At 75.7% G+C, this 23,022-nt stretch carries 19 protein-coding genes and 1 pseudogene; 16 read left to right on the top strand and 4 right to left on the bottom strand.

Translation table 11 applies throughout. From position 1 onward, the window contains the following. The 5 genes and pseudogenes from AB0C69_RS15720 to AB0C69_RS15700 form a co-directional block, all read left to right on the top strand. Positions 1–660 (top strand): response regulator transcription factor (locus AB0C69_RS15720; protein WP_360353938.1); only part of this gene is annotated, 660 nt, incomplete at its 5' end. 10 nt (positions 661–670) lie between these two features. Beyond that, positions 671–1,081 carry a DUF2752 domain-containing protein gene (locus AB0C69_RS15715; RefSeq protein WP_345175415.1) on the top strand — a complete coding sequence of 137 codons (411 nt, stop codon included), beginning with the start codon at positions 671–673 and terminating at the stop codon, positions 1,079–1,081. Positions 1,082–1,194: 113 nt separating this feature from the next. Beyond that, on the top strand, positions 1,195–2,001 hold the full coding sequence (gene trpC, locus AB0C69_RS15710) for an indole-3-glycerol phosphate synthase TrpC (protein WP_345175413.1): 807 nt from the start codon (positions 1,195–1,197) through the stop codon (positions 1,999–2,001). Positions 2,002–2,224: 223 nt separating this feature from the next. Continuing rightward, a pseudogene (locus AB0C69_RS15705) lies at positions 2,225–2,545 on the top strand (pyridoxal-phosphate dependent enzyme); the annotation flags it as partial. A gap of 166 nt (positions 2,546–2,711) precedes the next feature. After that, positions 2,712–4,202 carry a GAF domain-containing protein gene (locus tag AB0C69_RS15700; RefSeq protein ID WP_360353935.1) on the top strand — a complete coding sequence of 497 codons (1,491 nt, stop codon included), beginning with the start codon at positions 2,712–2,714 and terminating at the stop codon, positions 4,200–4,202. On the opposite strand, the gene AB0C69_RS15695 is transcribed toward AB0C69_RS15700, so the two are convergent. Beyond that, positions 4,186–4,908, bottom strand: coding sequence for a histidine phosphatase family protein (locus tag AB0C69_RS15695; protein WP_345183558.1), 723 nt, complete (start codon positions 4,906–4,908; stop codon positions 4,186–4,188). The genes AB0C69_RS15700 and AB0C69_RS15695 overlap by 17 nt on opposite strands. 99 nt (positions 4,909–5,007) lie before the next feature. Here AB0C69_RS15695 and AB0C69_RS15690 point away from each other — a divergent pair, with 99 nt between their 5' ends. Both AB0C69_RS15690 and AB0C69_RS15685 read left to right on the top strand, forming a co-directional pair. After that, positions 5,008–5,373 carry a hypothetical protein gene (locus tag AB0C69_RS15690; protein ID WP_345183556.1) on the top strand — a complete coding sequence of 122 codons (366 nt, stop codon included), beginning with the start codon at positions 5,008–5,010 and terminating at the stop codon, positions 5,371–5,373. A 172-nt stretch (positions 5,374–5,545) separates the two neighbouring features. After that, positions 5,546–5,953: a hypothetical protein gene (locus AB0C69_RS15685; RefSeq protein WP_353833167.1), complete on the top strand. Its 408-nt coding sequence runs from the start codon at positions 5,546–5,548 to the stop codon at positions 5,951–5,953. Between the two features lie 55 nt (positions 5,954–6,008). Here the strand turns inward: AB0C69_RS15685 and AB0C69_RS15680 are convergent, their stop codons facing one another. Beyond that, positions 6,009–6,776 carry an NERD domain-containing protein gene (locus AB0C69_RS15680; RefSeq protein WP_345183554.1) on the bottom strand — a complete coding sequence of 256 codons (768 nt, stop codon included), beginning with the start codon at positions 6,774–6,776 and terminating at the stop codon, positions 6,009–6,011. Positions 6,777–7,063: 287 nt separating this feature from the next. Here AB0C69_RS15680 and hrpB point away from each other — a divergent pair, with 287 nt between their 5' ends. After that, a complete protein-coding gene (hrpB, locus tag AB0C69_RS15675; RefSeq protein WP_360353932.1) occupies positions 7,064–9,586 on the top strand; it encodes an ATP-dependent helicase HrpB in 2,523 nt (840 codons plus the stop codon). Here the strand turns inward: hrpB and AB0C69_RS15670 are convergent. Then, positions 9,573–10,322: a TetR/AcrR family transcriptional regulator C-terminal domain-containing protein gene (locus tag AB0C69_RS15670; protein WP_353835875.1), complete on the bottom strand. Its 750-nt coding sequence runs from the start codon at positions 10,320–10,322 to the stop codon at positions 9,573–9,575. The two genes, hrpB and AB0C69_RS15670, sit on opposite strands and share 14 nt — an antisense overlap. A gap of 93 nt (positions 10,323–10,415) precedes the next feature. Here AB0C69_RS15670 and AB0C69_RS15665 point away from each other — a divergent pair, with 93 nt between their 5' ends. The 6 genes from AB0C69_RS15665 (at position 10,416) to AB0C69_RS15640 (ending at position 16,206) form a co-directional block, all read left to right on the top strand. Continuing rightward, positions 10,416–11,372, top strand: coding sequence for an ATP-binding cassette domain-containing protein (locus AB0C69_RS15665; RefSeq protein WP_353835874.1), 957 nt, complete (start codon positions 10,416–10,418; stop codon positions 11,370–11,372). Between the two features lie 68 nt (positions 11,373–11,440). Next, positions 11,441–12,220: an ABC transporter permease gene (locus AB0C69_RS15660; protein WP_345183668.1), complete on the top strand. Its 780-nt coding sequence runs from the start codon at positions 11,441–11,443 to the stop codon at positions 12,218–12,220. A 33-nt stretch (positions 12,221–12,253) separates the two neighbouring features. After that, positions 12,254–12,481, top strand: a complete 228-nt coding sequence (locus AB0C69_RS15655; protein WP_360353929.1) for a hypothetical protein — start codon at positions 12,254–12,256, stop codon at positions 12,479–12,481. Between the two features lie 8 nt (positions 12,482–12,489). Then, positions 12,490–13,698 (top strand): hypothetical protein, encoded by a 1,209-nt coding sequence (locus AB0C69_RS15650; protein WP_360353927.1) that lies wholly within the window; start codon positions 12,490–12,492, stop codon positions 13,696–13,698. Continuing rightward, complete coding sequence (locus AB0C69_RS15645; RefSeq protein ID WP_360353925.1) at positions 13,695–14,684, top strand: glycosyltransferase; 990 nt, start codon at positions 13,695–13,697, stop codon at positions 14,682–14,684. The genes AB0C69_RS15650 and AB0C69_RS15645 overlap by 4 nt, the downstream gene beginning before the upstream one ends. Then, positions 14,668–16,206: a glycosyltransferase family 39 protein gene (locus AB0C69_RS15640; RefSeq protein WP_360353923.1), complete on the top strand. Its 1,539-nt coding sequence runs from the start codon at positions 14,668–14,670 to the stop codon at positions 16,204–16,206. Before AB0C69_RS15645 ends, AB0C69_RS15640 begins: the two co-directional genes overlap by 17 nt. On the opposite strand, the gene AB0C69_RS15635 is transcribed toward AB0C69_RS15640, so the two are convergent. Continuing rightward, positions 16,188–17,684, bottom strand: coding sequence for a family 43 glycosylhydrolase (locus tag AB0C69_RS15635; RefSeq protein ID WP_360353921.1), 1,497 nt, complete (start codon positions 17,682–17,684; stop codon positions 16,188–16,190). The genes AB0C69_RS15640 and AB0C69_RS15635 overlap by 19 nt on opposite strands. A gap of 172 nt (positions 17,685–17,856) precedes the next feature. Between AB0C69_RS15635 and AB0C69_RS15630 the strand changes: the two genes are divergently transcribed. Further along, positions 17,857–19,350, top strand: coding sequence for a sulfatase (locus AB0C69_RS15630; protein WP_360353919.1), 1,494 nt, complete (start codon positions 17,857–17,859; stop codon positions 19,348–19,350). Positions 19,351–19,455: 105 nt separating this feature from the next. Further along, positions 19,456–22,920 carry a hypothetical protein gene (locus AB0C69_RS15625; protein WP_360353917.1) on the top strand — a complete coding sequence of 1,155 codons (3,465 nt, stop codon included), beginning with the start codon at positions 19,456–19,458 and terminating at the stop codon, positions 22,918–22,920. The last annotated feature ends 102 nt before the right edge of the window (positions 22,921–23,022 follow it).

Below are 23,022 nucleotides of genomic sequence, written 5' to 3'. Positions count from 1 at the left end.
CATGGCCAGCGGGACGCTGCGGAACGGGTTGAGCACGACCCCGCCGTCGCCGAGCTGGAACGCCGCTACCTCGCCCGGGAGGGCTTCGACGTCGAGATCGAGGCCGACCCCGCGCGGGCGCCCGCCGCCGCCCGGCGCCGGCGCCCCGACGTCGTCGTCCTGGACCTGTCCACCACCGCGCTGCCCGTCGACCTGTACCGGCGCGTCGCCGACACCGTCCGGCCCGCGCCCGTCGTCGCCGTCACCGGGCCCCTCGACCCGATGATCGAACGCGCCCTCGGCGACCACCGCGTCGAGCGGCCCTTCGGGCCCCGCGTCCTCGTCGCCGCCGTCGCCGAGGCCCTGCGCGCCGGCGCGCCCGCCGAGGCGCCCGGCCCCCTGCGCGCCGGCCGCGTCGCCCTCGAACCCCGCGACCGGGCCGCCCTCGTCGGCGAACGCCGCGTCGCCCTCACCGTCACCGAGTTCGACCTCCTCGAATTCCTCATGGCGCACCCAGGCCGCGTCTTCACCCGCGAGCAGCTGCTCGACGCCGCATGGGGGCCCGGCGCCGGCGCCGGAAGCCGCACCGTCGACGTCCACGTCGCCCAGCTGCGGGCCAAGCTCGGCGAAGGCAACCCCATCAGGACGGTGCGCGGCGTCGGCTACGTCCTGGACGCCTAGGGTGGACGGCGTGACTCGCGCGCGCCCACAAGCGTTCCTGCCGCACGCGGCCGTGCTCGCCGGGGTCGCCGGCGGGGTCCTGGTGATCGCGCTGCGGGCGGACCCCAACGAGCCGGGGCACTACCCGGGCTGCCCCTTCCTGACGCTGACCGGCTACTACTGCCCCGGGTGCGGGATGACGCGGCTCGTCTACGCGCTGGCGCACGGGCACGCGGGCACCGCGTTCGGCCTCAACCCGCTCCTCTTCGTCCTGCTGCCGGTCTTCGGCTACCTGTACGCGCGGTGGACGGTCAGGACCGCGCAGGGACTGCCCATGCGGTCCGCGCTGTTCAAGCCGGCCGTCGCGTATTCGTTCGTCGGCCTTCTCATCGTCTACTGGATCGCGCGCAACCTGCCGTTCGCGCACGTGCTCGCGCCCTGACGCGCGCGGCCCGGCCGGCGGGGAGACCGCACGGCCCTCCCGGGTGCGGGACGCGTCGGAGGGGGCGGCTACGATCGGTGCACGGAACGACCTGAAATAGGGGGCCTGCGACCTTGAGCGTTTTGGACGAGATCATCGAAGGCGTCCGGGCCGATCTCGCCGACAGGCAGCGCGAGGTCCCGCTCGACGCCCTCAAGGAGCGGGCGGCGAAGGCCCCGGCCCCGAGGGACGCGCTCGGCGCGCTGCGGGGGCAGGGCGTCTCGGTCATCGCCGAGGTCAAGCGCAGCAGCCCGTCCAAGGGCGCGCTCGCCGCGATCGCCGACCCCGCCGCGCTCGCCCGCGACTACGAGGCCGGCGGCGCCAAGGTGATCAGCGTGCTGACCGAGCGGCGCCGGTTCGGCGGCAGCCTGGCCGACCTCGCCGAGGTCCGCGCCAACGTCGACGTCGCCCTCCTGCGCAAGGACTTCATCGTCACCTCCTACCAGCTGTGGGAGGCGCGGGCCGCGGGCGCCGACATGGCGCTGCTGATCGTCGCCGCGCTGGAGCAGGACGCGCTGGTCTCGCTGGTCGAGCGCGCCGAGTCGATCGGGCTCGTCCCGCTCGTCGAGGTGCACACCGAGGAGGAGGCGGCCCGCGCGGTCGACGCCGGCGCCAAGGTCATCGGCGTGAACGCCCGCGACCTGCGCACGCTGCAGGTCGACCGCGGCGTGTTCGCCCGGGTCGCGCCCCTCATCCCCAAGGACGTCGTGAAGGTCGCCGAGTCCGGGGTGCGGGGCCCGCACGACCTGCTCGCCTACGCCTCCAGCGGCGCCGACGCGGTGCTGGTCGGGGAGAGCCTCGTGATCGGCAAGGACCCGCGCGCCGCGGTCGCCGACCTCGTCGCCGCCGGCGCCCACCCGGCGCTGCGCCAGAGCGGCTGAGACACCCCCGCGACGAGTGGATAGGGTTACGGGCATGCAGGTCGAACCGCTCCGGGAGCGATGGCGGGGCTAGTCCAGGACCCCAGTGACCGGATCAGCCGCTTCTCCCACGACAGGACGCGTTTTCTCATGACCATGGACACCGCCGCGCGCGGTGCTAGCCCTGCCCGACGCCACGGGCCACTTCGGCCCCTTCGGCGGGCGCTTCGCCCCCGAGGCCCTCATGGCGGCCCTGGACGAGCTCGCTCGCGAGTTCGAGACCGCCAAGAACGACCCGGCCTTCGTCGCCGAGCTGGAGGACCTGCTCGCCGGCTACGCGGGCCGTCCCAGCCTGCTGACGGAGGCCCGGCGCTTCTCCGAGCACGCGGGGGCCCGGGTGCTGCTCAAGCGCGAGGACCTCAACCACACCGGCTCCCACAAGATCAACAACGTGCTCGGCCAGGCGCTGCTCACGCGGCGGATGGGCAAGTCCCGCGTGATCGCCGAGACCGGCGCCGGCCAGCACGGCGTCGCCACCGCCACCGCCGCGGCCCTGCTCGGCCTGAGCTGCACCGTCTAGGACCCACGGGATGGTCCTCCGGCTCCCCGGCGCCGCTCACGGTAGGCGCTCCCACGTTGCATGCACGTTGCGATCATCCGGTCACGGACCGTGCCGTGATCCGGTCAGGCGGGATCCGGCGAATCGGTTGCACCGCCCAGGCGATGGACCGATGCTCGAACGGAGCCGGATGTCGTTCCGGGAGAAAGGGCTGATGGTGGTGCGCGAGCCGGGGACCGTCCGGACGCCGATCGCCGAGTCGTGGCGGCGCTCCGAAGACGCCGACGTCGACGCGGGCATGGACGCGGCGCCCCTGGTGTTCGACCGGGACTCCCTGGCCGACGCCCGCGGCGTCCACCCCCTCGAACCGCACCTGCCGATGCTCCAGGCGCTGCTGCGGCGGGTCGCCGACGAGACCGAGCACCTGATGGTGATCACCGACGCCGCCGGGCACGTGCTGTGGACGCAGGGCCCGGCCTTCGCCCGCCGCGCCGCCGAGGCCATCGGCCTGACCGCGGGCTTCCTGTGGTCGGAGGACGCCGTCGGGACCAACGGCATCGGCACCGCGCTCGCCTCCGGCCGGCCCGAGTACGTGTACGCCGCCGAGCACGTCGCGCACGTCCTGCACCGCTGGTCGTGCGCCGGCGCGCCGATCACCGACCCCGACTCGGGGCGCGTGGTCGGCTGCATCGACGTCAGCGCGACGGTGCAGGCGCTGCACCCGGCGACCGTCGCGCTCGTCGCCGCCGCGGCGCGGCTGGCCGAGGCGCGGCTGGAGAACGAGATGCTGGTGCGCGACCAGCGGCTGCGCGAGCGGCTCCTGCCGCATCTGCGGGGGCTGCGCGGCACCGGCGTGCTCGCCACCGTCACCGGCCGCATCCTCGCCGCACCGGGGGGCGGGCTGGTCGGCCGGCGCGTCGCCGTCCCCGAGCCCGGCGGGACGGTCGAGCTGCCGGACGGCCGCACCGCCGTCGCCGAGCCCCTGGGCGAGGCGTTCCTGCTGCGGATCCCGGGGGCGCGGGGCCTGGTCGACGACGGCGCCCGGTCCGGGCGCGGCCTGGCGGCCAGGCCCGCGGCCGTCGAGGCGCCGCTGCTGACGCTGGCGCTGCTGGGCGACGGGCCGCACGCGCTGCTGGACGGGCGGAGGTTCGACCTGACGCTGCGGCACGCCGAGATCCTCGCGCTGCTGGCGCTGCATCCGCGGGGCCTCAGCGGCGACCGGCTGTCGCTGTGCCTGTACGGCGACGAGGGCAGCGCGGCGACCGTCCGCCCGGAGATCCACCGGCTCCGCCACCAGTTCGGCGACGTGGTGCGCGCCCGCCCCTACCGGCTGGGCTGCGCCGTCGACGCCGACTTCCTCGCCGTCCGGCGGATGCTCGACGAGGGGGACGTCGCCGGTGCCGTGCGGTTGTACGGGGGGGAGCTGCTGCCGCGCTCGGACGCGCCCGCCGTCCGCGCGGAACGCGACGAGCTGGCGGTGCGCGTCCGGCGGCAGGTGCTCGACGGCGGCGGCGCCGACGTGCTGTGGGCCTACGCGCAGACCGAGCCGGGGCGCGGCGACCTGGAGGTGCTGGAGCGGCTGCGGGGCGTCCTGCCGCCGGGGGATCCGCGGCAGGCCGCCGTGACCTCGCGCAGCGCCCGGCTGCTCAGCGGCGAGCCGTAGGAGGCGGCACCGCGGCGGCGAGGTGGGCGCAGTCGTTGTAGCAGACGGCCGCGAGGCCGCTCCCGTCGTGGCGCCAGCGGGTGACCGACGCGTTGGCGACGGGCTCCTTCTCGATCCGCATGACCTCCGCCTCGGTCAGCTCCTCCACCAGGTAGCGGGTCATCACGATGATCGCGTCGTGGGCGACGACCAGGGCCCGGCCGCCGGGGGCGCCGGTCTGCAGGTCGCGGTAGAAGCTGCGCAGCCGCAGCGCCAGGTCGGCCCACGACTCGCCGCCGGGCGGGCGGTGGTAGAACTTGCCGAGGTGGCGCAGCCGGTCGGCCTCTTCCGGGAACCGCGCGCGGACGCCGCGGGGGGTGAGCCCCTGCAGGATGCCCTGCTCGCGGTCGCGGATCCGCTCGTCCACCTGGATCCGCGGGGCGGCGAAGGTCGTCTCGGCGAGCGCGATCCGGGCGGTGTCGAGCGCGCGCACGTAGGGGGAGGCGATCACCGTCGTGGGGCGCTCGTCCTCGGGGAGGTCCTCCAGCCAGCGGCCGAGCGCCGCCGCCTGCGCCCGCCCGGTGTCCGACAGCGGGACGTCGGCGTCTCGCTCGGGGATGTCGACCTCCTCGGCGTCGGTGCCGAGGACGGCCTGGTAGGCGAGGTTGCCGGTGCTCTCTCCGTGCCGGGTCAGGGTCAGCCATCGCAGCGCGTTCACGCCCGCCATGCTGCCATGCCCGGCGGCTTCCCGATCCCGCGCCGCCGGAGCCGGGGCCCGCCGGGCGGCGGCGCGGTTGCTCTACAGCCGGTAGTACTCTTTGGTGCCGTGACGAACGTGCTGTCCGCCACGACCATCGTGGTGGCGCTCCTGGCCGCCGGCTACGCGCTGGTGACGGCGCTGCGCGGCCGGGCGATGGGCGCCGCCGACCTCGGCGCGTTCGGCGTCCTGGAGGTGCTGCTGGTCGCGCAGGCCGTGGTCGCCTTCGTCAAGCTCTCCGGCGGCGAGGGGCCGGAGGGCCCCGCCACCTTCGTCGGCTACCTGCTGGGATCGCTGCTGATCCCCGTCGCCGGCGCCGGGTGGGGGCTGCTGGAGCGCACCCGGTGGGGCCCCACGGTGCTCGTCGTGGCCGGGGTGGCCGTCGCCGTCATGATCGTGCGGATGAACCAGCTGTGGAGCGGCACCGGTGCCTGACCCCGAACACGAGACCGCCCGCGAGACCGAGCCCGTCCGCGAGACCGAGCCCGTCCCCGAGACCGCGGTCCGGGAGCCGCTGGCCCGCGCGGACGACGGCGCCCGCGCCGGCGCCGAGGCCCGCACGGGCGGCGGTGCCCGGCCCGGCGCCACCGCCGGTGGGCCGGGACGGCTGCTGGTCGCCGTCTACGCGGTCTTCGCGCTCGCGGCCGGTGCGCGGGCGGGGGTGCAGATCGCCACCCGCTTCTCCGACGCGCCGGTCGCCTACCTGCTGTCGGCGGTCGCCGCCGCCGTCTACGTCGTGGCGACGGTGGCCCTGGCCCGGGGCGGCCGGACCTCGTTCCGGATCGCAGTCGCCGCCTGCGCGACGGAGCTGGCGGGCGTGCTCGCCGTGGGCACGCTCAGCGTCGCCGACCGCGCCGCGTTCCCCGACGAGACCGTCTGGTCCGTCTACGGGCGCGGTTACGGGTTCGTGCCTCTGATCCTGCCCGTCGTGGGCCTGCTGTGGCTGCGCCGCACCGCCCGCAGAGGTGGCGGAACCCCCGCGGGCGGTGGGCGCCCTGTGAGCGGCGGCGTGTGAGCCCTCCGGCCACAGGTGTCTGTGGGTCATGCCGTCCTCCTGCCAGAGGGGCCGGTCACGCCGCGGCGTGCGCCGAGCTGGGGGAGCCGACCGGCAGGGCGCGCACGGCGGCCCGGGCGATCGCCTCGATCTCCTCGGGGGAGCGGTCGGCGGTCGGGTTGCGGCGCATCCAGCGGATCAGCTTCAGCGGCGGGGCGAACACGATGCCGTCGGCGGTGAACGGCGTGCGGGCGAGCTTGCCGCCGTGCACGGCCAGCACCGGCGTCACCGACACCGGCGTCCCGGCGGCGCGGGAGACCGCCTCCGCGGCGGCCTCGGCCCGCGCGGTCAGGCCGCGGACGAGCTTGGTCTGCGTCCGGCCGTCGATGAAGAGCCTGCCGCCGTGCTGGGAGACCTCGGCCCCGGGCGACCACGCCTCGTTGTGCACGAGCCAGACGCCGCCGGGCCCGACCACCAGTTCGTCGGCGATGCCGTGCCCGGGAACCGTCCGGGCGTGCAGCACGCGGTGCCCGCGCCGCTCCAGCGTGTAGCGCAGGAACCGGTCCATGCGCTGGTCGCCGCGCAGCCCGAGGCGCCACACCCGCGACGCGCTGTAAATGCGCCAATGGACGAGCGTGTCAGCTGTCGCCACCAGAACGGCCATCGCGATTCCGAAAACGGCGTTGACGAGCAGCCCGCACAGCACGAGCGTCGCCGCCGCCAGAAAGGCGCGTGTCCGCAATCGTCCTTTTCGGCCCCGCTGCCAGAGTTCCTCGTACACCGCCTGCGGCGAGCCGCCGGTGAAAGCGGGGCGGTCCCTGAGGTAGATGGAGCTGCCGAACATGTCCGTCCTCCCAGCACCTGCTTAGACGCCACCAGTATGGGGATGCTCCGGCATTCCCGCCACACTTTGCGAGGTGACTTAAATCAAACTTCCGCGCCACTTCTTGGGCCTGGGACATTGCTCACCTGCCCGTTCGGGTGTGATTGGGTGAGATGATTCGGGGAACACTGGAGAAGAGCCCCCCGAGATTGGCTGAAAGGCGCGGTGCAACTATCACCGCAAGATTCAAAGCCCTTTTCATTGCAATTGTTTGCGCCGGGGCGCGGGCGGCGCGGCAGACTGGGACGATGCACCTCAGCGCCGCCGAAGGCCTCCCCGTCCGCCAGGCCGTCCCCGCCCTGCGCGCGGCTCTGGACGAGCACGGCGCGGCCGTCCTGGCGGCGCCGCCCGGCACCGGGAAGACCACCCTGGTCCCGCTCGCCCTCGCCGGGCTCGCCCTCGCGCAGGGTCAGGGCGCCCCGCCCGCGCCCGGCAGGGTCCTGGTCCTGGAGCCCCGCCGCCTCGCCGCCCGCGCCGCCGCGCGCCGCATGGCCTGGCTCCTCGGCGAACGCGTCGGCGGCCGGGTCGGCGTCACCGTCCGCGGCGAGACTCGCCCCGGTTCCCGCGTCGAGGTCGTGACCACGGGCGTGGTCCTGCAGCGCCTCCAGTCCGACCCCGAGCTCGACGGCGTCGGCACGGTGATCCTGGACGAGTGCCACGAGCGGCACCTGGACGCCGACACCGCGCTGGCGTTCCTGCTCGACGTCCGCGCCGCGCTGCGCCCCGACCTGCGCCTGGTCGCCGCGTCGGCGACCGCCGACACCGGCCCGTGGTCGCGCCTGCTCGGCGGCGCCCCGGTCGTGGAGACCGCGGCGGCGCTCCATCCGGTCGAGACGGTCTGGGCGCCGCCGCCGCGCCCCCTCCCGCCGCCGCACGGCATGCGCGTCGACCCGGGGTTCCTCGCGCACGTCGCCGCGACCGCCCGCCGGGCGCTGGCCGAGCGCGACGGCGACGTCCTGTGCTTCCTGCCGGGGGTCGGCGAGATCACCCGGGTCGCCGGGCTGCTGTCCGGCGCGCCCGCCGAGATCCTGCAGATCCACGGCCAGGCGCCGGGGCGCGTGCAGGACGAGGTGCTCGCGCCCGCGTCGCGCCGCCGGATCGTCCTCGCGACCTCGGTGGCCGAGTCGAGCCTCACCGTTCCCGGCGTCCGCGCGGTCGTCGACTCCGGCCTCGCCCGCGAGCCGCGCACCGACCACGCCCGCGGCCTCGGCTCGCTCACCACCGTCCGCGCGTCCCGCGCCACCGCCGACCAGCGCGCCGGGCGCGCCGGGCGCGAGGCCCCCGGCGCCGTCTACCGGTGCTGGACGCAGGCCGAGCACGACCGGCTCCCGGCCCGTCCCCGCCCCGAGATCGAGCTGGCGGACCTGACCGGCTTCGCCCTCCAGGCGGCCTGCTGGGGCGACCCCGGCGCGACCGGCCTCGCCCTGCCCGACCCGCCCCCGGCCGCCGCGATGGACGCCGCCCGCTCCACCCTGCACGCCCTCGGAGCCCTGCGGGACGGGCGCGCCACCGACCGCGGCCGCCGGCTGGCCCGCGTCGGCCTGCACCCCCGCCTGGCCCGCGCCCTCCTGGACGGCGCCCTCCTGGACGGCGCCCCGCGGGTCGGCGCCCGCGACGCGGCGCAGATCGTCGCCCTGCTCTCCGAGCCGCCGCCCCGGTCGGCGGGCGACGACCTCACCGCCGTCTGGCGCGGCCTGCGCGGCCGGAGCCGCCCCGCCGACCCGCACGCGGCGCGCTGGCGCGACGAGGCGGCCCGCCTCCAGAGGTCGCTCACCGCGGACGCCGGGGCCCCGCCGGGGATCGGCGACGACCGCGTCGCGGGGACCGTGGTGGCGCTGGCGTTCCCGGAGCGGGTCGCGCGGGCGCGGCGGGGGAGCGGCTACCTGATGGCCTCCGGGACGGGGGCCGAGCTGGCGGAGGGGTCGGCGCTGGCCGGGGCGCGGCCCGGCTGGCTCGCGGTCGCGGCGGCCGACCGTCCCGCCGGGTCGGCGTCGGCGCGGGTGCGGCAGGCCGTGGTGATCGACGAGGAGGTCGCGCGGTCCGCGGCGGCGCCGCTGGTGGAGACGGCCGAGGAGGTCGTGTGGCGCGACGGGGACGTGGTGGCGCGCCGCGTCGAGCGGCTCGGCGCGATCGAGCTGGAGGCGCGGCCGCTGCGCGACCCCGACCCCGGTCTCGTGCGCGCCGCCCTGCTGGACGGGGTGCGCGCGGAGGGGCTCGGGCTGCTGCGCTGGACGCCGGCGGCCGTCGCGCTGCGTGAGCGGCTGGCGTTCCTGCGCGCGGCCCTCGGGGAGCCGTGGCCCGCCGTCGACGACGCGGCGCTGCTGGAGCGGGCGCCGGAGTGGCTGTCGGGCGCGCGGCGTCGGGCGGACCTGGCGCGGGTCGACGTCGCCGGACTGCTGCGCGGCCTGCTGCCGTGGGACCTGGCGAAGCGGCTGGAGGAGTACGCGCCCGAGCGGATCGAGGTCCCGTCGGGGTCGCGGATCCGGGTCGACTACTCGGGAGAGCGCCCCGTCCTCGCCGTGAAGCTGCAGGAGCTGTTCGGGTGGGACGCGGCGCCGCGGCTCGCCGGGGGGCGGGTGCCCCTGGTGGTGCACCTGCTGTCGCCGGCGGGACGCCCCGCGGCGGTCACCGCGGATCTGGCCTCGTTCTGGGGCGAGGGGTACCGGGCGGTCCGGGCCGAGCTGCGCGGCCGCTACCCCAAGCACCCGTGGCCCGAGGACCCGGCGCGGGCCGTGCCGACGAAGCGGACCAGGCGGGCTAGCGGGAGCTGATCAGCGCCTCGATGCCGTCCAGGACGCGGGCGAGGCCGAACTCGAAGGCGCGCCCGGGCGCGACGGCGGAGCCGTACTCGTACCCGACGGCGGCGCCGACGCGGGTGCCGAGCGGGTAGTCGTCCTCGTTCACCAGCGTCTCCAGGAGGGGGGCGCTCGCCTCCCACCACTGCTCGTCGGTCATGCCGCTGCGGCGCTCGGCCTCGGCGGCGTTGACCGACACGCGGGCGGCGCTCTCGGCGAAGCCGGTCACGAGCGCGACGACCGAGTCCATCTCCACGTCGCTGAGGCCGAGGCCGTCCACGGCGCGCAGCTCGTACTCGAACTTGGCGCACGTGTTCGGGCCGAGCGGCGGCCGGACCGTGGTGATCTGCAGCAGCCACGGGTGCCGGTGGAACAGCGCCCAGTTGTCGCGGGCGATGTGCTCCAGGCGGGCCCGCCAGGAGTCGTGGGCGGGGGGCTCCAGCTCGGCGAACGCGCGGTCGACCATGACGTCGACGAGCTCCGCCTTGCCCGGCACGTAGGTGTAGATCGACATGGGGGAGACGCCCAGGTCCTCGGCGATGCGGCGGATCGACAGCCCGTCCAGGCCCTCGGCGTCGGCCAGCCGGATCGCCGCCCGGACGATCTCCTCCGCGGTCAGCCGCGGCTTGGGCCCGCGCCTGGGGCGCTCCCGCACCCCCCACAGCAGCTCCAGGGTGCGTCTGGGGTCGCCCGCCCCGCTGTACTCGGTCACCGGCCGATCCTCTCAGGGATGAAACTCTGTACTGCGTACGTTATATTGGCCGCGATGGTAAATCCGTACTGCGTACATAGTTTTGGAGGACGGGTGACGGAACCACGGTTCGCGGTCGTCGCCGAGGGGCTGCGCAAGCGCTACGGCGGCACCGAGGCCCTCGCCGGGCTGGACCTGCGCGTCCCCGCCGGGACCGTGCACGGCCTGCTCGGCCCGAACGGCGCGGGCAAGACCACCGCCGTCCGGATCCTGACCACGCTGGCCCGGCCGGACGGCGGCGTCGCCCGCGTCGCCGGGCACGACGTGGTCCGCGACGCGGTCGAGGTGCGGCGCCGCATCGGGCTCGTCGGGCAGCACGCGGCGGTCGACGAGGTGCTCGGCGGGCGGCAGAACCTCGTCATGTTCGGCCGCCTGCACCACCTCGGCGCCGCGCGGGCGCGGCGGCGGGCGGACGAGCTGCTGGAGCGGTTCCGGCTCACCGACGCCGCCGCCAAGCCCGCGGGGGAGTACTCGGGGGGCATGCGGCGGCGGCTCGACCTGGCCGCGTCGATGATCCTCGCGCCGCCCGTGCTGTTCCTGGACGAGCCGACCACCGGCCTCGACCCGCGCAGCCGGGGCGAGGTGTGGGACGCGATCCGCGACCTGGTGGACGGCGGCACGACCGTCCTGCTTACCACCCAGTACCTGGAGGAGGCCGACCGGCTCGCCTCCGGCGTCTCGGTGATCGACCACGGCCGCGTCATCGCCGAGGGCGCCCCCGACGAGCTCAAGGCGCGGCTCGGCGGCGACCGCGTCGAGGTCGTCGTGGACGACCCCGGGGACCTCGCCGCCGCCGCCGAGATCGTCGGCCGGGTCGCGAACGGCGAGGCGGACGTCGACGCCGAGGCCCTGCGGGTCGGGGCGCCGGTGTCGGGGCGGGCCGCCGCGCTGACCGAGGCCGTCCGGGCCCTGGACGAGGCGGGCGTCGCGGTCGCCGACATCGGCCTTCGCCGCCCGACGCTGGACGAGGTGTTCCTGCACCTCACGGAGAAGAAGGAGGCCGTTCTTTGAGCGAAGCGAGCCGGGGGGCGTGGGGGGTCGTCCCCCCACAAGGAGGCCGTTCTTTGAGCGTCCGGACGATGAGGTGGGCCGCGGCCGACGGGTGGGTGCTGACCAACCGGGCCCTCGCCCACTGGGCGCGCAAGCCGGGCGAGGTCGCCGTCGGGCTGCTGTTCCCGGTGATGGTCGTGCTGATGATGGGCTACCTGTTCGGCGGGCAGATGGACGTCCCCGGCGGCGGCAGCTACCGGGCGTTCATCGTCCCCGGCATGTTCGCGCTGACGATGGCGTTCGGGGTCGAGACGACGTTCGCCGCGATAGCCAGCGACGCGAGCAAGGGGGTGACCGACCGGTTCCGGTCGATGCCGATGGCCTCGTCCGCCGTCGTCGTGGGCCGGGCCACCGCCGACATGCTGCACTCGGTCGTCGCGCTGGCCGTGATGGCGGCCTGCGGCGTGCTGATCGGCTGGCGCGTCCACGACGGCGCGGGCAGGGCCCTCGCGGGGCTCGGCCTCCTGCTGCTGCTGCGCTTCTCGCTGGTCTGGCTCGGCGTCTACCTCGGCCTGGTCGCCAAGGGGCCGGAGTCGGTGGCGGCCGTGCAGATCCTGGTGTGGCCGATCGGGTTCCTGTCCAGCGCCCTGGTGGCGCCGAGCACGATGCCGGGCTGGCTCGGCGCGGTGGCCGAGTGGAACCCCATGTCGGCGACCGTGACGGCGTGCCGGGAGCTGTTCGGCGAGCCCGTGGCCGGCGGGTCGTGGGCGGCGCAGCACAGCGTGCTGATGGCGGTCGTGTGGCCGCTGGTGATCGCGGCGGTGTTCTTCCCGCTGTCGGTCCGCCGCTACCGCGCCCTCGGCCGCTAGGGCAGGAGGGACGCCCGGTGCCGGGCCGAGGCGGTGCCCGGCGCCGGCCTCCCCGCCCGCGACCAGATCGGCATGCTGCGCGCGGGCTCGGCGGGGCTGCTCGACACGACGGACCGGCTCGTCCAGGACGCCGCGCCGTTCGTCGAGCGGGCCAAGCGCACGGCGCGGGAGCGCTACCCGGCGGCGCTCCGGCTGCGCGGCGCCTACCGCAGGTTCCAGGGCGGGACGCGACGGCCCGACGCCGAGACGAGAACGAGGTGAGCGCCCGTATGGGGGATTCCGGTAAGTCCGTCTACCTGCATGTCGGGGCGCCGACGGCCGAGGCGGACTTCCTGCACCGAGCGCTGTGGAGCAACCGGCGGCGGCTGGGCGACGCCGGTGTCTGCTACCCGGTCACGGGGCCGCAGGAGCACTTCGCGGCCGTGATGGACCTGCGCGAGATGAGCTGGGGCGGCCACCGGGACCCGGACTGGGACGGCGCGTGGGACCGTGTCGTGGAGCGCGCCCGCGACTGGGACGGCCCCGCGGTCGTCTTCTCCCAGCCTCTGCTGGGCGGGGCGACCGAGCAGCAGGTCAAGCGGGCCGTCTCGGCGCTGGAGCCCGCCGAGGTGCACGTGGTCCTCGCCACCCGCGACCTCGGCTGGCAGCTGATCCTCGACTGGCAGGAGCAGATCCGCCACGCGCACACCATCACGTTCGAGCGCTTCGTCGACGATCTCGTCGCGCTCGGCATCGACGCGCCGGAGCCGTACGGGGAGATGTTCTGGGGGCTGCACGACCCGGTGCGGGTGCTGCGGGCCTGGGGGTCGGCGGTGCCGCGGGAACGCGTCCACGTCCTCACGCTGCCGCCGCCGGGCGGCCGCGCCGGCCTGATGTGGGAACGCTTCAGCGCCCTGGTCGGCGTCGAGGACGGGGTGTGCGACCTCGGCGGCATCCCCGGCGACGAGCCGCTGTCGGCGGTCGAGGCGGAGCTGCTCCGCCGCCTGAACGAGAGGATCGGCACGACACTCGGCGGCGACTACGAGCACATGGTCCAGGACCACCTCCTCGGGCGCGGCGCCGCCGGATCCGGGGGGTCGACGCGGCTCGCCGACGGGACGGACCGCACCCGGATGGGGCTGCCCGCCCGGCACGCCGAGTGGGCCGCGGACCGGACCCGCGAGCTGGCCGAGTCGCTGCGCGCCTCCGGCTACGACGTGGCCGGCGACCTGGACGAGCTGACCACGTCCCGGGTCCCGGAGGCCGCGATGCTCCCCGGCGACGTCCCGGAGGAGCTGGTCGCGACCGCGTCCGTCGAGGTGGCGGCGCACCTGCTGGAGGAGCTGTCCCTGGCGCGCGAACGCGTCGGCCTCGCCCACCTGCACAGCGAGATGGCGGGCGTGAAGGAGAACCTGGAGCGGCTCATGGAGACCGCCGCGTCGCCGTCGCCGGCGCTGCAGCGCGCCGCCCGCCGGGCCGCGGGCAGGCGCAACCCGTGACCCCGGGCACGAGGAGCGGCAACGGACCGTCCGTCACCGCGGTCGTCGTCACCTACAACCGGCGCGACCTGCTCGGCGAGGCCCTGACCGCGCTCGGCGCCCAGACGCGGCCCCCGGACCGGATCGTCGTGGTCGACAACGCGTCCGCCGACGGAACCGCCGCGATGGTCGCCGAGCGGTTCCCCGGCGTGCACCTGCTCGCCCTGCCCCGCAACATCGGCGGGGCCGGCGGGTTCAGCGCGGGCATGGCCCGGGCGATGGGCGAGGGCGCGGATCTGCTCTGGCTGCTCGACGACGACACCGTGCCCGAGCCGGAGGCCCTCCGAGCCCTGCTGGACGCGCGGGAGGCCGCGACCGGCGAGGACGGGCCGCCCGTGCTCGTGGCGAGCCGGGTCGTCTGGACCGACGGCCGGGACCACCCGATGAACACCCCCCGCCCCAAACCGCGGGCGACGGCCGCCGAGTCGCGGGTCGCGCACGCGGCTGGCTGCGTGCCGATCCGGTCCGCGTCGTTCGTGTCCGCGCTGGTGGACGCGGCGGCGGTGCGCGAGCGCGGGCTGCCGGTCGCCGACTACTTCCTCTGGAACGACGACTTCGAGTTCACGACGCGGCTGCTGCGCGGGCGCCGCGGGCTGCTCTGCCCCGGCAGCGTCGTCGTGCACAAGACCAGGGAGTTCGGCGGGACGGACGCGGACCCGGGCGACCGCTTCTTCTACGAGGTGCGCAACAAGATCTGGCTGTTCACCGGGAGCCGCGGGCTCGCGCCGCCCGAACGGGCCCTGTACGCGGGGTCGACGGCGCGGCGCTGGGCGCGCACGTTCGCCGGCTCCTCCGACCGCGCGGTGCTGCGCCGGGCGCTGGCCCGGGGCGTGAAGGACGGCCTGTTCACCCGCCCGAGGCCGACCGCCGCGATCCTGCGGGAGGCCGGTGTCCTGCCAGAAGCCGAGTTACCTCCCGACGGTCGCGGCCATGGTCGCGACGGCTAGCCGGCCCCGGGACGGGACCGCGCGCGTCACTCGCCTGCTCGCCGGTCCGGCGCCGCCGATCGCGTGCGCCGCGCTGACGCTCGCCGTGGCGCTCGTCGGCATCGGCACCCCGTCCCTGTGGCTCGACGAGGGCGCCACGATCAGCATGACGACCCGGTCGTACGGCGACATGCTGCGCGTCTTCCCGCATCTGGACCTCGTGCACGCCCTCTACTACATGCTCATGAAGCCGTGGGTGGCGGTGTTCGGGACGGGCGCGCTCGCGCTGCGGCTGCCCAGCGCGCTCGCCATGGCTGCGGCCGCCGCGGGCCTCGCCGTCCTCGGCCGGCGCTGCCTCGGGCCGCCGGCCGGGCTCGCGGCCGGGCTGGTGTGGGCCGCCGGTCCGCAGACGAGCCGGTGGGCGCAGGAGGCGCGCTCCTACGCCATGACCGCGGCCGTCGCGGTGCTCGCCACCTACCTGCTCGTTCGGGCCCTCGACCGGGACGGACGGCGTCCCTGGCGGTGGTTCGCCGGCTATGCCCCCGCGGTCGCGGTGCTGGGGTTCCTGCACCTGGACGGGGCCCTGCTGCTCGCGGCGCACGGCGTGACCGTTCTGCTGACCCGTCCCAGGGCCGGGGTGTGGCTGCGCTGGCTGGCGTCCGCGGCGGTGGCCGCGGCCCCGCTCGTGGTTCTGACACTCGCGGCGCAGGACCAGAAGCGCCAGGTGGAGTGGCTTCCCCGGCCGTCGTGGGACGTCGCGTGGACGCAGCTCCAGTTCCTGACCGGAGACCGCGCGCTCGTCGCGCCGGTCGTGGCGCTCGCTCTGCTCGGCGTGGCGGCGAACATCTCGGGCCGCGTCTCCGTCCCGCACCGCACGGCCTCCCTTGCCGCCGTCGCGCTTCCCTGGGCGCTCGTGCCGACCGTGCTGCTGCTCCTCGTCTCCAGCGTGACGGACCCGGTCTTCTACTACCGGTACACGACCTACTGCCTGCCCGCCGTCGCGCTGCTCGTCGGCGCCGGCCTGGCCGGGCTGCTCGCCGTCGCCCGCCGCCCCGCCGCCCGCGCCGTACCGGTGGCCGCGGCGGCGGCGGTGCTCGTGGTCCCGTCCCTGCGCGTCCACGGCGACATCCGCCGCCAGGACAGCCGCCTCGACGACATGCGCGCCGCCGCCGACGCCGTCCGCGCGCACGCCCGGCCCGGGGACGCCATCGTCTACCTCGCCGGGAGCGCCCGGTGGAGCGCCGCCGCCTACCCCGGCGTCTTCGGACGGCTGCGCGACGCCGGCGTGAGCACCGACCCGGTGGCCGCCGCCAACCTCAAGGGCCGTGACCTGCTCCCCCGCGAGCTGCCGCCGAGGCTCGCCGGGACGGACCGGGTGTGGGTGATGAACCACCGCTCCCTCGACCCGCACAACCCGATCATCGAACGGCGGGAGCGCGCGGTGCAGTCCGCCGGGCCCTGGAGGAGGGCCGGGACGTGGACGTACCGGGGCGGCTGGCTCGTCCTGTTCGAGCGGACGGGCCCCTACCGCAGTTCCAGGTAGTCGACCTGCCCCTGACCGTCGAGGCGGCGCAGGCCGATCGTGTTCCAGCCCGCCGCCAGCTCCACCGTCGCGGGCACGTCCGCCCAGTCGGCGCCCGCCGTGGCGCGCAGCCGTACGGACGTCGCGGCATAGCCGTTCACCGACATCTCCAGGTCGGAGTCGCGGCCGGAGCGGTTGGCGTACCGGGTGCGGACCGCGTAGCTCCCGGCGGTGGGCGCGAACACCGGCACCTCGACGCGGCAGTCGTCGCGCGCGAAAGGCCCGACCGCCGACCCCCCGGACGCGTTGGGCCGCGCCAGCGCCGAGACGCAGCCGTTCAGCCGCCCCCGCTCCGCCTCGTACCGGACGGGGACGCCCCGGACGGCGGGACGCGCGCCGTCCCAGCCGAGGCGGGCGACGTACATGCCGCGGGTCACCCGGGAGCCGCCGTGGTGGTCGAGGATGCCGTGGAAGACGAGGTAGTCGCCGGTGTCGTCGGCGAACACGTCCGCGCTGCCCGGCCCCTCGACCTTCCCGCCGTACAGGCCGGTGGACTGGACGGCGCCGCCCTTGGCGTACGGCCCCTCGATCGACGAGGCCACCGCGTAGCGCGTCTGGTACTCCGGCGTGAAGTACCAGCCCGCCGAGTACAGCAGCACGTACTTCCCGCCGCGCCGGACCAGGTCGGGCGCCTCCACCAGGACGGGCTCGTCCGCCGCACGCCCCATGATCAGCCTCGCCGGGCCGGCCGGGCGCAGCCCGTCCGGGCTCAGCCTGACCAGGTAGATCGCGGCCGTCTTCTGGTCGTCGGTCTTGTAGAGCAGGTAGCGGGTGCCGTCCGGCTCGACGTAGGACCCGGGGTCGATCGCTCCGCCGAGGTCCAGCGGGCAGACCAGCGGCCCGCCCTCCTGCGGGACGAACGGGCCCGCGGGCGAGGACGCGGTCGCGACCCCGATGCACTGCTCGTCGCCGTCCCTGCGGCGCGCGGAGAAGTACAGCACGTAGGTGCCCTCGGGCTCGCGCGGCGCGACCACCTCGGGCGCCCAGGTCCAGCCTCCGGCGGCCCAGGCCGGGAGCCGGGCCAGGCCGTCGCCGGGCCTCGTCCTCCACGGCCCGGTCGGCGACGGGGCCGTCGCGACCGGCATCGTCGCGTCCGCGTTGTTGGTGCCGTAGGCGAAGTACGTCCCCGCCACCTTGATCACGGTGGGGTCGGCGAAGGACCCGTCGATCACCGGTGCGGCGGGCGAGTAGCCGGGCGGGTCGATCGCCGCCGGAGTGCCCGCCGGGCTCGGCGGCGGCGCGCCAGGCGACGCGCCCGGCGACGCGCCCGAGCCGGGCCGGCCGGAACCGCCCCGCGGGTGCGCGCCCGTCCCGCCGGACGGCGGGGCCACCGTCACCGCCAGCCAGACGACCAACGCGACCAGGGCGCTGATCGCGGCCCCCGCGATCAGCGGCAGCAGCGGTGCGAGCGCCCGCGGGTCACGGTCCGTCCACCTCATGGCACCCCGCATCATGCCAACAACCGGGGCGGGACGGCCAACGGGCGCCGCATGCGCGACCCGCGTCCGGATCGTTACGCTTGCCCGGCGATCTCGCCACAGAAAGGACACGCTCATCACGGAGGGGACGCTCGACACGGGCAGGACGCTCGGCGCGGAGAGGTCACGGACGTTGAGCCGGCATCGGCGGCTGGCGGCCGTGCTGTGCCTGCTCGCCGTCCTCGGGACGAGCGGCTGCCTCTTCCGGCCGGACGAGCGCCCCGCGCCGAAGGCGGTGAAGCCCCCGAAGAAGCCGAACGTCGTGTTCGTCCTCACCGACGACCTGTCCTGGAACCTCATCGCGCACATGCCGCAGGTGGTGCAGATGCAGCGGGACGGCCTCACCTTCGACGACTTCATCATGGCCGACTCGCTCTGCTGCACCTCGCGCGCCACGATCTTCACCGGGCGGTACCCGCACAACACCGGCGTCCGCACGAACTTCCCGCCCGACGGCGGCTACGAGGTCTTCAAGGACAAGGGCGGCGAGCAGGCGTCGTTCGCCCCGTCGCTGCAGAAGGCCGGCTACCGGACGGCGCTCCTCGGCAAGTACATGAACGGCTACCAGCCCAACGACACCCAGGGCGACACGAAGCCGTACGTGCCGCCGGGGTGGGACGAGTGGCACGTCAGCGGCAACGGCTATCCCGAGTACAACTACAACCTGAACGAGAACGGCCGGCTCGTGCACTACGGCGCCCGACCGCAGGACTACCTGACCGACGTCCTGGCGAACAAGGGCGTCGAGTTCGTCCAGCGGTCCGGAGCGTCCGGGCAGCCGTTCTTCATCCAGATCGCGACGTTCGCGCCGCACGGGCCGTTCGTGCCGGCGCCGCGCCATGCCGGGCTGTTCGGCGGCCTGACCGCGCCGCGCCCCCCGTCGTTCAACGAGGCCGACATCCGCGACAAGCCGTCCTGGCTGCGGTCGCACCCGCCGTTGCGCAGGTGGGGGATCCGCCGCATCGACGAGGGTTTCCGCGACCGGGTGCGGATGGTGCAGTCGGTCGACGAGATGGTCGGCCGCATCCGGACGACGCTGAGGGAGCGCGGCCTCGACCGGGAGACCTACCTGGTGTTCGGCTCCGACAACGGCTTCCACCTGGGCGAGCACCGGCTGGCCGGCGGGAAGATGACCGCGTTCGACACCGACGTCCGCGTGCCCTACATCGTCGTCGGGCCGGGCGTCCCCGCCGGGCGCAAGGTCAGCGAGCTCGCGCAGAACACCGACCTGGCCCCGACCTTCCAGGAACTGGCGGGCGTGCGCCCGCCGGCGGCGACCGACGGCCGGTCGCTCGTCCCGTTCCTGCGCGGTGCCGCCCCGGCGGGCTGGCGCGAGTCGGCGCTGGTCGAGCACGTCAAGCCGCCGCCGTCCCCGCTGGACCCCGACCGGCAGGACTCCGCGCCCGGCGCGCCGACCACCTACAACGCGATCCGCACCCGCGACATGCTGTACGTGGAGTACACCGGCGGGGAGACCGAGTACTACGACCGGATCCGCGATCCGCACGAGCTGGACAACATCGCCGCCGGGCTGCCGGAGCAGCGGCGCCGCCACCTGTCCGACCTCCTGTACGCGCTGACCCACTGCACGGGCTCCGGCTGCACCCCCGCGGGCCGGAGCCGATGACGAAGTTCCGTCCTTTATGCGCCGCTATCATCGCTGACGACTGCGGACGCGCCAGGGCGATGTGCAGGGTGAGACGTGCAGAGTGACCGGAAGCTGGGAGAGGGCGTGACTCCAACCGGAAAGCCGGATGACGACCACGAGGGTGAGCGTCCCGAACCCGGGCAGCCGGAGCAGACGCCTCCCCCGTCGCACTGGCTGGACGACCAGGACACCTCGTCCGGCCCGCTGCTCCCCGCGGACGATCCGGAGGACGATCCCGAGGACGATTCCGACGAGGCCGACGCGCCCGAGGACTACCCCGAGGACTCCCCGGAGGACGACCCGGAGGCGGACATGGCGGACCGCACCGTCATGGACCCCAAGTTCAACCAGACGCTGATCCTGCCGAAGCGGCAGAAGCCCGCGGCCGACCGGCCCGCGGAGACCGCCGGAGAGCCGGGCGGCGATGGCGAGGAGGCGGCCTCACCCGTCCTGCCCGCTCCCGTCGCGGACGCTCCGGCCGCGTCCACCGACGTCCCCCCGCCGCAGCCCTCCCCGTACGGGCAGGAGACGGCGGACGTGACGAGGACGGAGATCCCTCTCCCGCCGCCCTCCTCCTACGAGGAGGACATGGCGGACGTGACGAGGATCGAGTCCCCCGCCCAGCCGCCTCCCTCCCAGGGGCAGGACATGGGCGACGTCACGAGGGTCGAGTCCCCCGATCAGCCGCCTGCCTCCCAGGGGCAGGACGCGGAGGAGGTGACGTGGATCGGGCCCCCCGTCCAGTTGCCTGCCTCCCAGGGGCAGGACGCTGAGGAAGTGACGTGGATCCAACCCCCCAACCAGCCGCCTGCCTCCTACGGGCAGGACGCGGGGGACGTCACGAGGACCGAGTTCCCCGCCCAGCCGCCTCCCTCCTACGGGCAGGACATGGCGGACGTCACCCGCGTCGAGAAGCTGCCGTCCTTCCCACAGGCCGCGCATCCGCAGCCCGCGCCCCCGCAGGGCCCCCCGGCCCACGAGCCGTTCCCGTGGGCGCAGGAGATCCCCGGCACCCCTGCGCGCCCGGCCCCCGAGCCGTTCCCCTACGCGCAGGACATCCCCGGCGCGCAGGCTTCCCCCGCCCCGCAGGCCCAACCCGCGGCGGAGCCGTTCCCGTGGGCGCAGCAGATCCCCGGGACGCCGCCCCCCGCCCCCGGCCCGGAGGCCGTCCACCCGGTGGCGCCCCCGCCGGTGATCGAGGAGCCGTGGCGGACCGGGGGGCCGGGCGGCCCGAAGGGGCCCCGCAGGAGCCTCAGGAAGCCGCTGCTCATCGGCGCGGGCGGGCTCGCCGCCGTGGCGCTGGTCGCCGCGGGCGTGCTCGTGGTGCCCGGCCTGGTCGGCGGTGACGACGACGGCGACGGCGGCGCGGGCGCCAAGCTCGCCGGCGCGCTGTTCCCCGTGGACGCCGCCGCTCGCACCGACGGCCGCGACCAGCAGGTCACCGGCGTCGCGGCGCGCGGCTCGACGGTGGTCGCGGTCGGCGGCGAGACCGACCCGCAGAACTCCCGCGGCCTGTTCCTCGTCTCCACCGACGGCGGACGGACCTTCACGTCGGTCGACCAGCAGGACACCGACGGCGGCCTCGCGCCGCCCGGCGGTGTCCCCGAGGCGGTCGGCGCGTCCCGCCGCGGCTGGGTCGCCGTCGGCCGCCGTGTCAACGGCGGCGGCGCCGTGTGGACCAGCAAGGACGGCAAGGAGTGGCGCCGCCAGCCCGACGCCGTCGGCGACGTCTTCGGCCCGCAGAACCGGGTCACCCGGATCGTCGGCACCGGCGGCGGGTTCCTCGCCGTCGGCGAGAACTCCCCCAAGGGCGACTTCAGCGACGCGCGTCCGGCGGTGTGGCTGTCGAGCGACGGACGCCGGTGGGAGGCGCGGGTCGGCGACCAGATCGGGCTGCAGGTCCAGAACGCCGGGTTCTCCCTGGTCGAGACCGCGGCGAACGGCGATGTGATCCTGCTGGAGGGGCTCATCACGCCCGACTCCAAGAAGCCCGGCCCGTACCGGAAGGTCTGGCGCTCCGACGACGCCGGCCGGACGTGGGCGACGTCCGACGTGCCGGCGCCGAAGGGCAGCCGCGGCCTGATGATCGGCGGGGGCGGCGGGGCGGGGTTCCTGGCGATGCGCGAGATGTCGGCGTCCGGGAAGCTCTTCGGCCAGGCCTACACGTCCAGGGACGGCAGGTCGTGGACCAGGACCGGCAAGCTCGAACCGGCCGGCTACCAGCGCACGAACGGGATCGTCTCCGACGGCCGGGGCTTCACCGCCGTCGTCGTCCGGGGCACCGACGTGCTGCTCGCGCGCACCGCGGACGGCGCCGCCTGGAAGGCGGCCGGCACCGCCGAGTCGAAGGCGGGCCGGGAGGTGCTGGGCGCCGCCGCGGCGGGCGGCCAGACGGTGCTCGTCGGCCGCGAGCCCGGCGGCGGCGACCTGGACCCGATGCTCGGCGTGTGGGACGCGGGCGGCGCCGCGCTCCCCGTCGACCCGGCGAAGATCCCCGGCGCCGTCCGGCCCGACCACGCCGTGCGCGCCGTGGCCGCCACGAACGGCCTCGCGGTCGCGGTCGGCAGCGCGAGCGGTGACGCCGCCGTGTGGTCGTCGCAGGACGGCGCGTCCTGGAAGGCCGCGCAGGGGCTCGGCGCCGCGTTCACCCGGCCCGGCCCGCAGCAGCTGGTCGACGTCGCCGCGGGAGCCGCCGGCTGGCTGGCGGTCGGCTACGACCAGTCCGCGCCGCGCCGCCCCCTCGTCGTCACCTCCCAGGACGGCTCGACGTGGCAGGCGGCCGACACCGCGCCCGCCTTCGCGGCGAACAAGCAGGGCCCGCCCGTCACCCATGCCGCGGCGGCCGGCTCCGCCGGGTACGTCGTCGTCGGCACGCAGGGCTTCTCCGTCGCGACCTGGTACTCGCCCGACCTGAAGAACTGGGCGCGGGGCGCGGGCACGGACCCGAAGATGATGGCGGGCACCAAGACCGCGAGCCGCTGGATGCTGGACGTCGCGTCCGGGTCGTTCGGGTACGCCGCCGTCGGCGGCAGCCGGGACGGCAAGGGCAACCACCCGTCGGTGTGGCTGTCGCCCGACGGCAAGCGGTGGACGCTCCAGGAACTCCAGCTCCCCGGGGCAGGGGTGACCGAAGGCCACCTCACCCATGTCGCCGCCAAGGGGAGCACGCTCGTGGCGGCCGGGATCGCGGCCACCCCGAAGGGGCTCGACTGGCTCGGCTACGTGTCCACCGACGCCGGCAGGACGTGGCGTCCCCTGCCGTCGCCGAGCGGCGGCACGACCGTCGGCGTCACCGCGCTGACCGCGACCCCGAAGGGCTTCGCCGCGACCGGCACGACCGGGCGCACGGGCGCGACCGACGTGGTGTCGTGGACGTCCGCGGACGGCGCGTCCTGGCGGGCCTCCACGCCCGGCGGCACCGGCCTCGGCGGCGTCGGCGACCAGGAGATCACCGGGCTTGCCGCCTTCGGGAACACGCTGCTCGGAGTGGGCCGCAGCGCCGACTCTGGCGGCGGCCAGCCCGTCCTGTGGAGCCGGCCCGTGCCGTGACCCGGCCCCGCGCCGCCCCGCGCTACTTCTCCGGTTGCGGCGGGGCCCACACGCACTCGGCGACCTCCGGGCCGGAGTCGGTGGGGACGAGAACCTTGTCGC

This window comes from Actinomadura sp. NPDC048032 (genome assembly GCF_040653175.1).
In the GTDB taxonomy this organism is placed as follows: Bacteria; Actinomycetota; Actinomycetes; order Streptosporangiales; family Streptosporangiaceae; genus Spirillospora; species Spirillospora verrucosospora.
The sequence above is the reverse complement of the archived record's forward strand: the minus strand, read 5'-3'. Positions and strand labels throughout refer to the sequence as shown.

Coding starts and splice junctions, on each gene's coding strand:
- AB0C69_RS15700 (WP_360353935.1), top strand. CDS start 2,712: ATGCTCGAACGGAGCCGGATGTCGTTCCGGGAGAAAGGGCTGATGGTG.
- AB0C69_RS15695 (WP_345183558.1), bottom strand. CDS start 4,908: ATGGCGGGCGTGAACGCGCTGCGATGGCTGACCCTGACCCGGCACGGA.
- AB0C69_RS15680 (WP_345183554.1), bottom strand. CDS start 6,776: ATGTTCGGCAGCTCCATCTACCTCAGGGACCGCCCCGCTTTCACCGGC.
- hrpB (WP_360353932.1), top strand. CDS start 7,064: ATGCACCTCAGCGCCGCCGAAGGCCTCCCCGTCCGCCAGGCCGTCCCC.
- AB0C69_RS15660 (WP_345183668.1), top strand. CDS start 11,441: ATGAGGTGGGCCGCGGCCGACGGGTGGGTGCTGACCAACCGGGCCCTC.
- AB0C69_RS15650 (WP_360353927.1), top strand. CDS start 12,490: ATGGGGGATTCCGGTAAGTCCGTCTACCTGCATGTCGGGGCGCCGACG.
- AB0C69_RS15640 (WP_360353923.1), top strand. CDS start 14,668: ATGGTCGCGACGGCTAGCCGGCCCCGGGACGGGACCGCGCGCGTCACT.
- AB0C69_RS15635 (WP_360353921.1), bottom strand. CDS start 17,684: ATGAGGTGGACGGACCGTGACCCGCGGGCGCTCGCACCGCTGCTGCCG.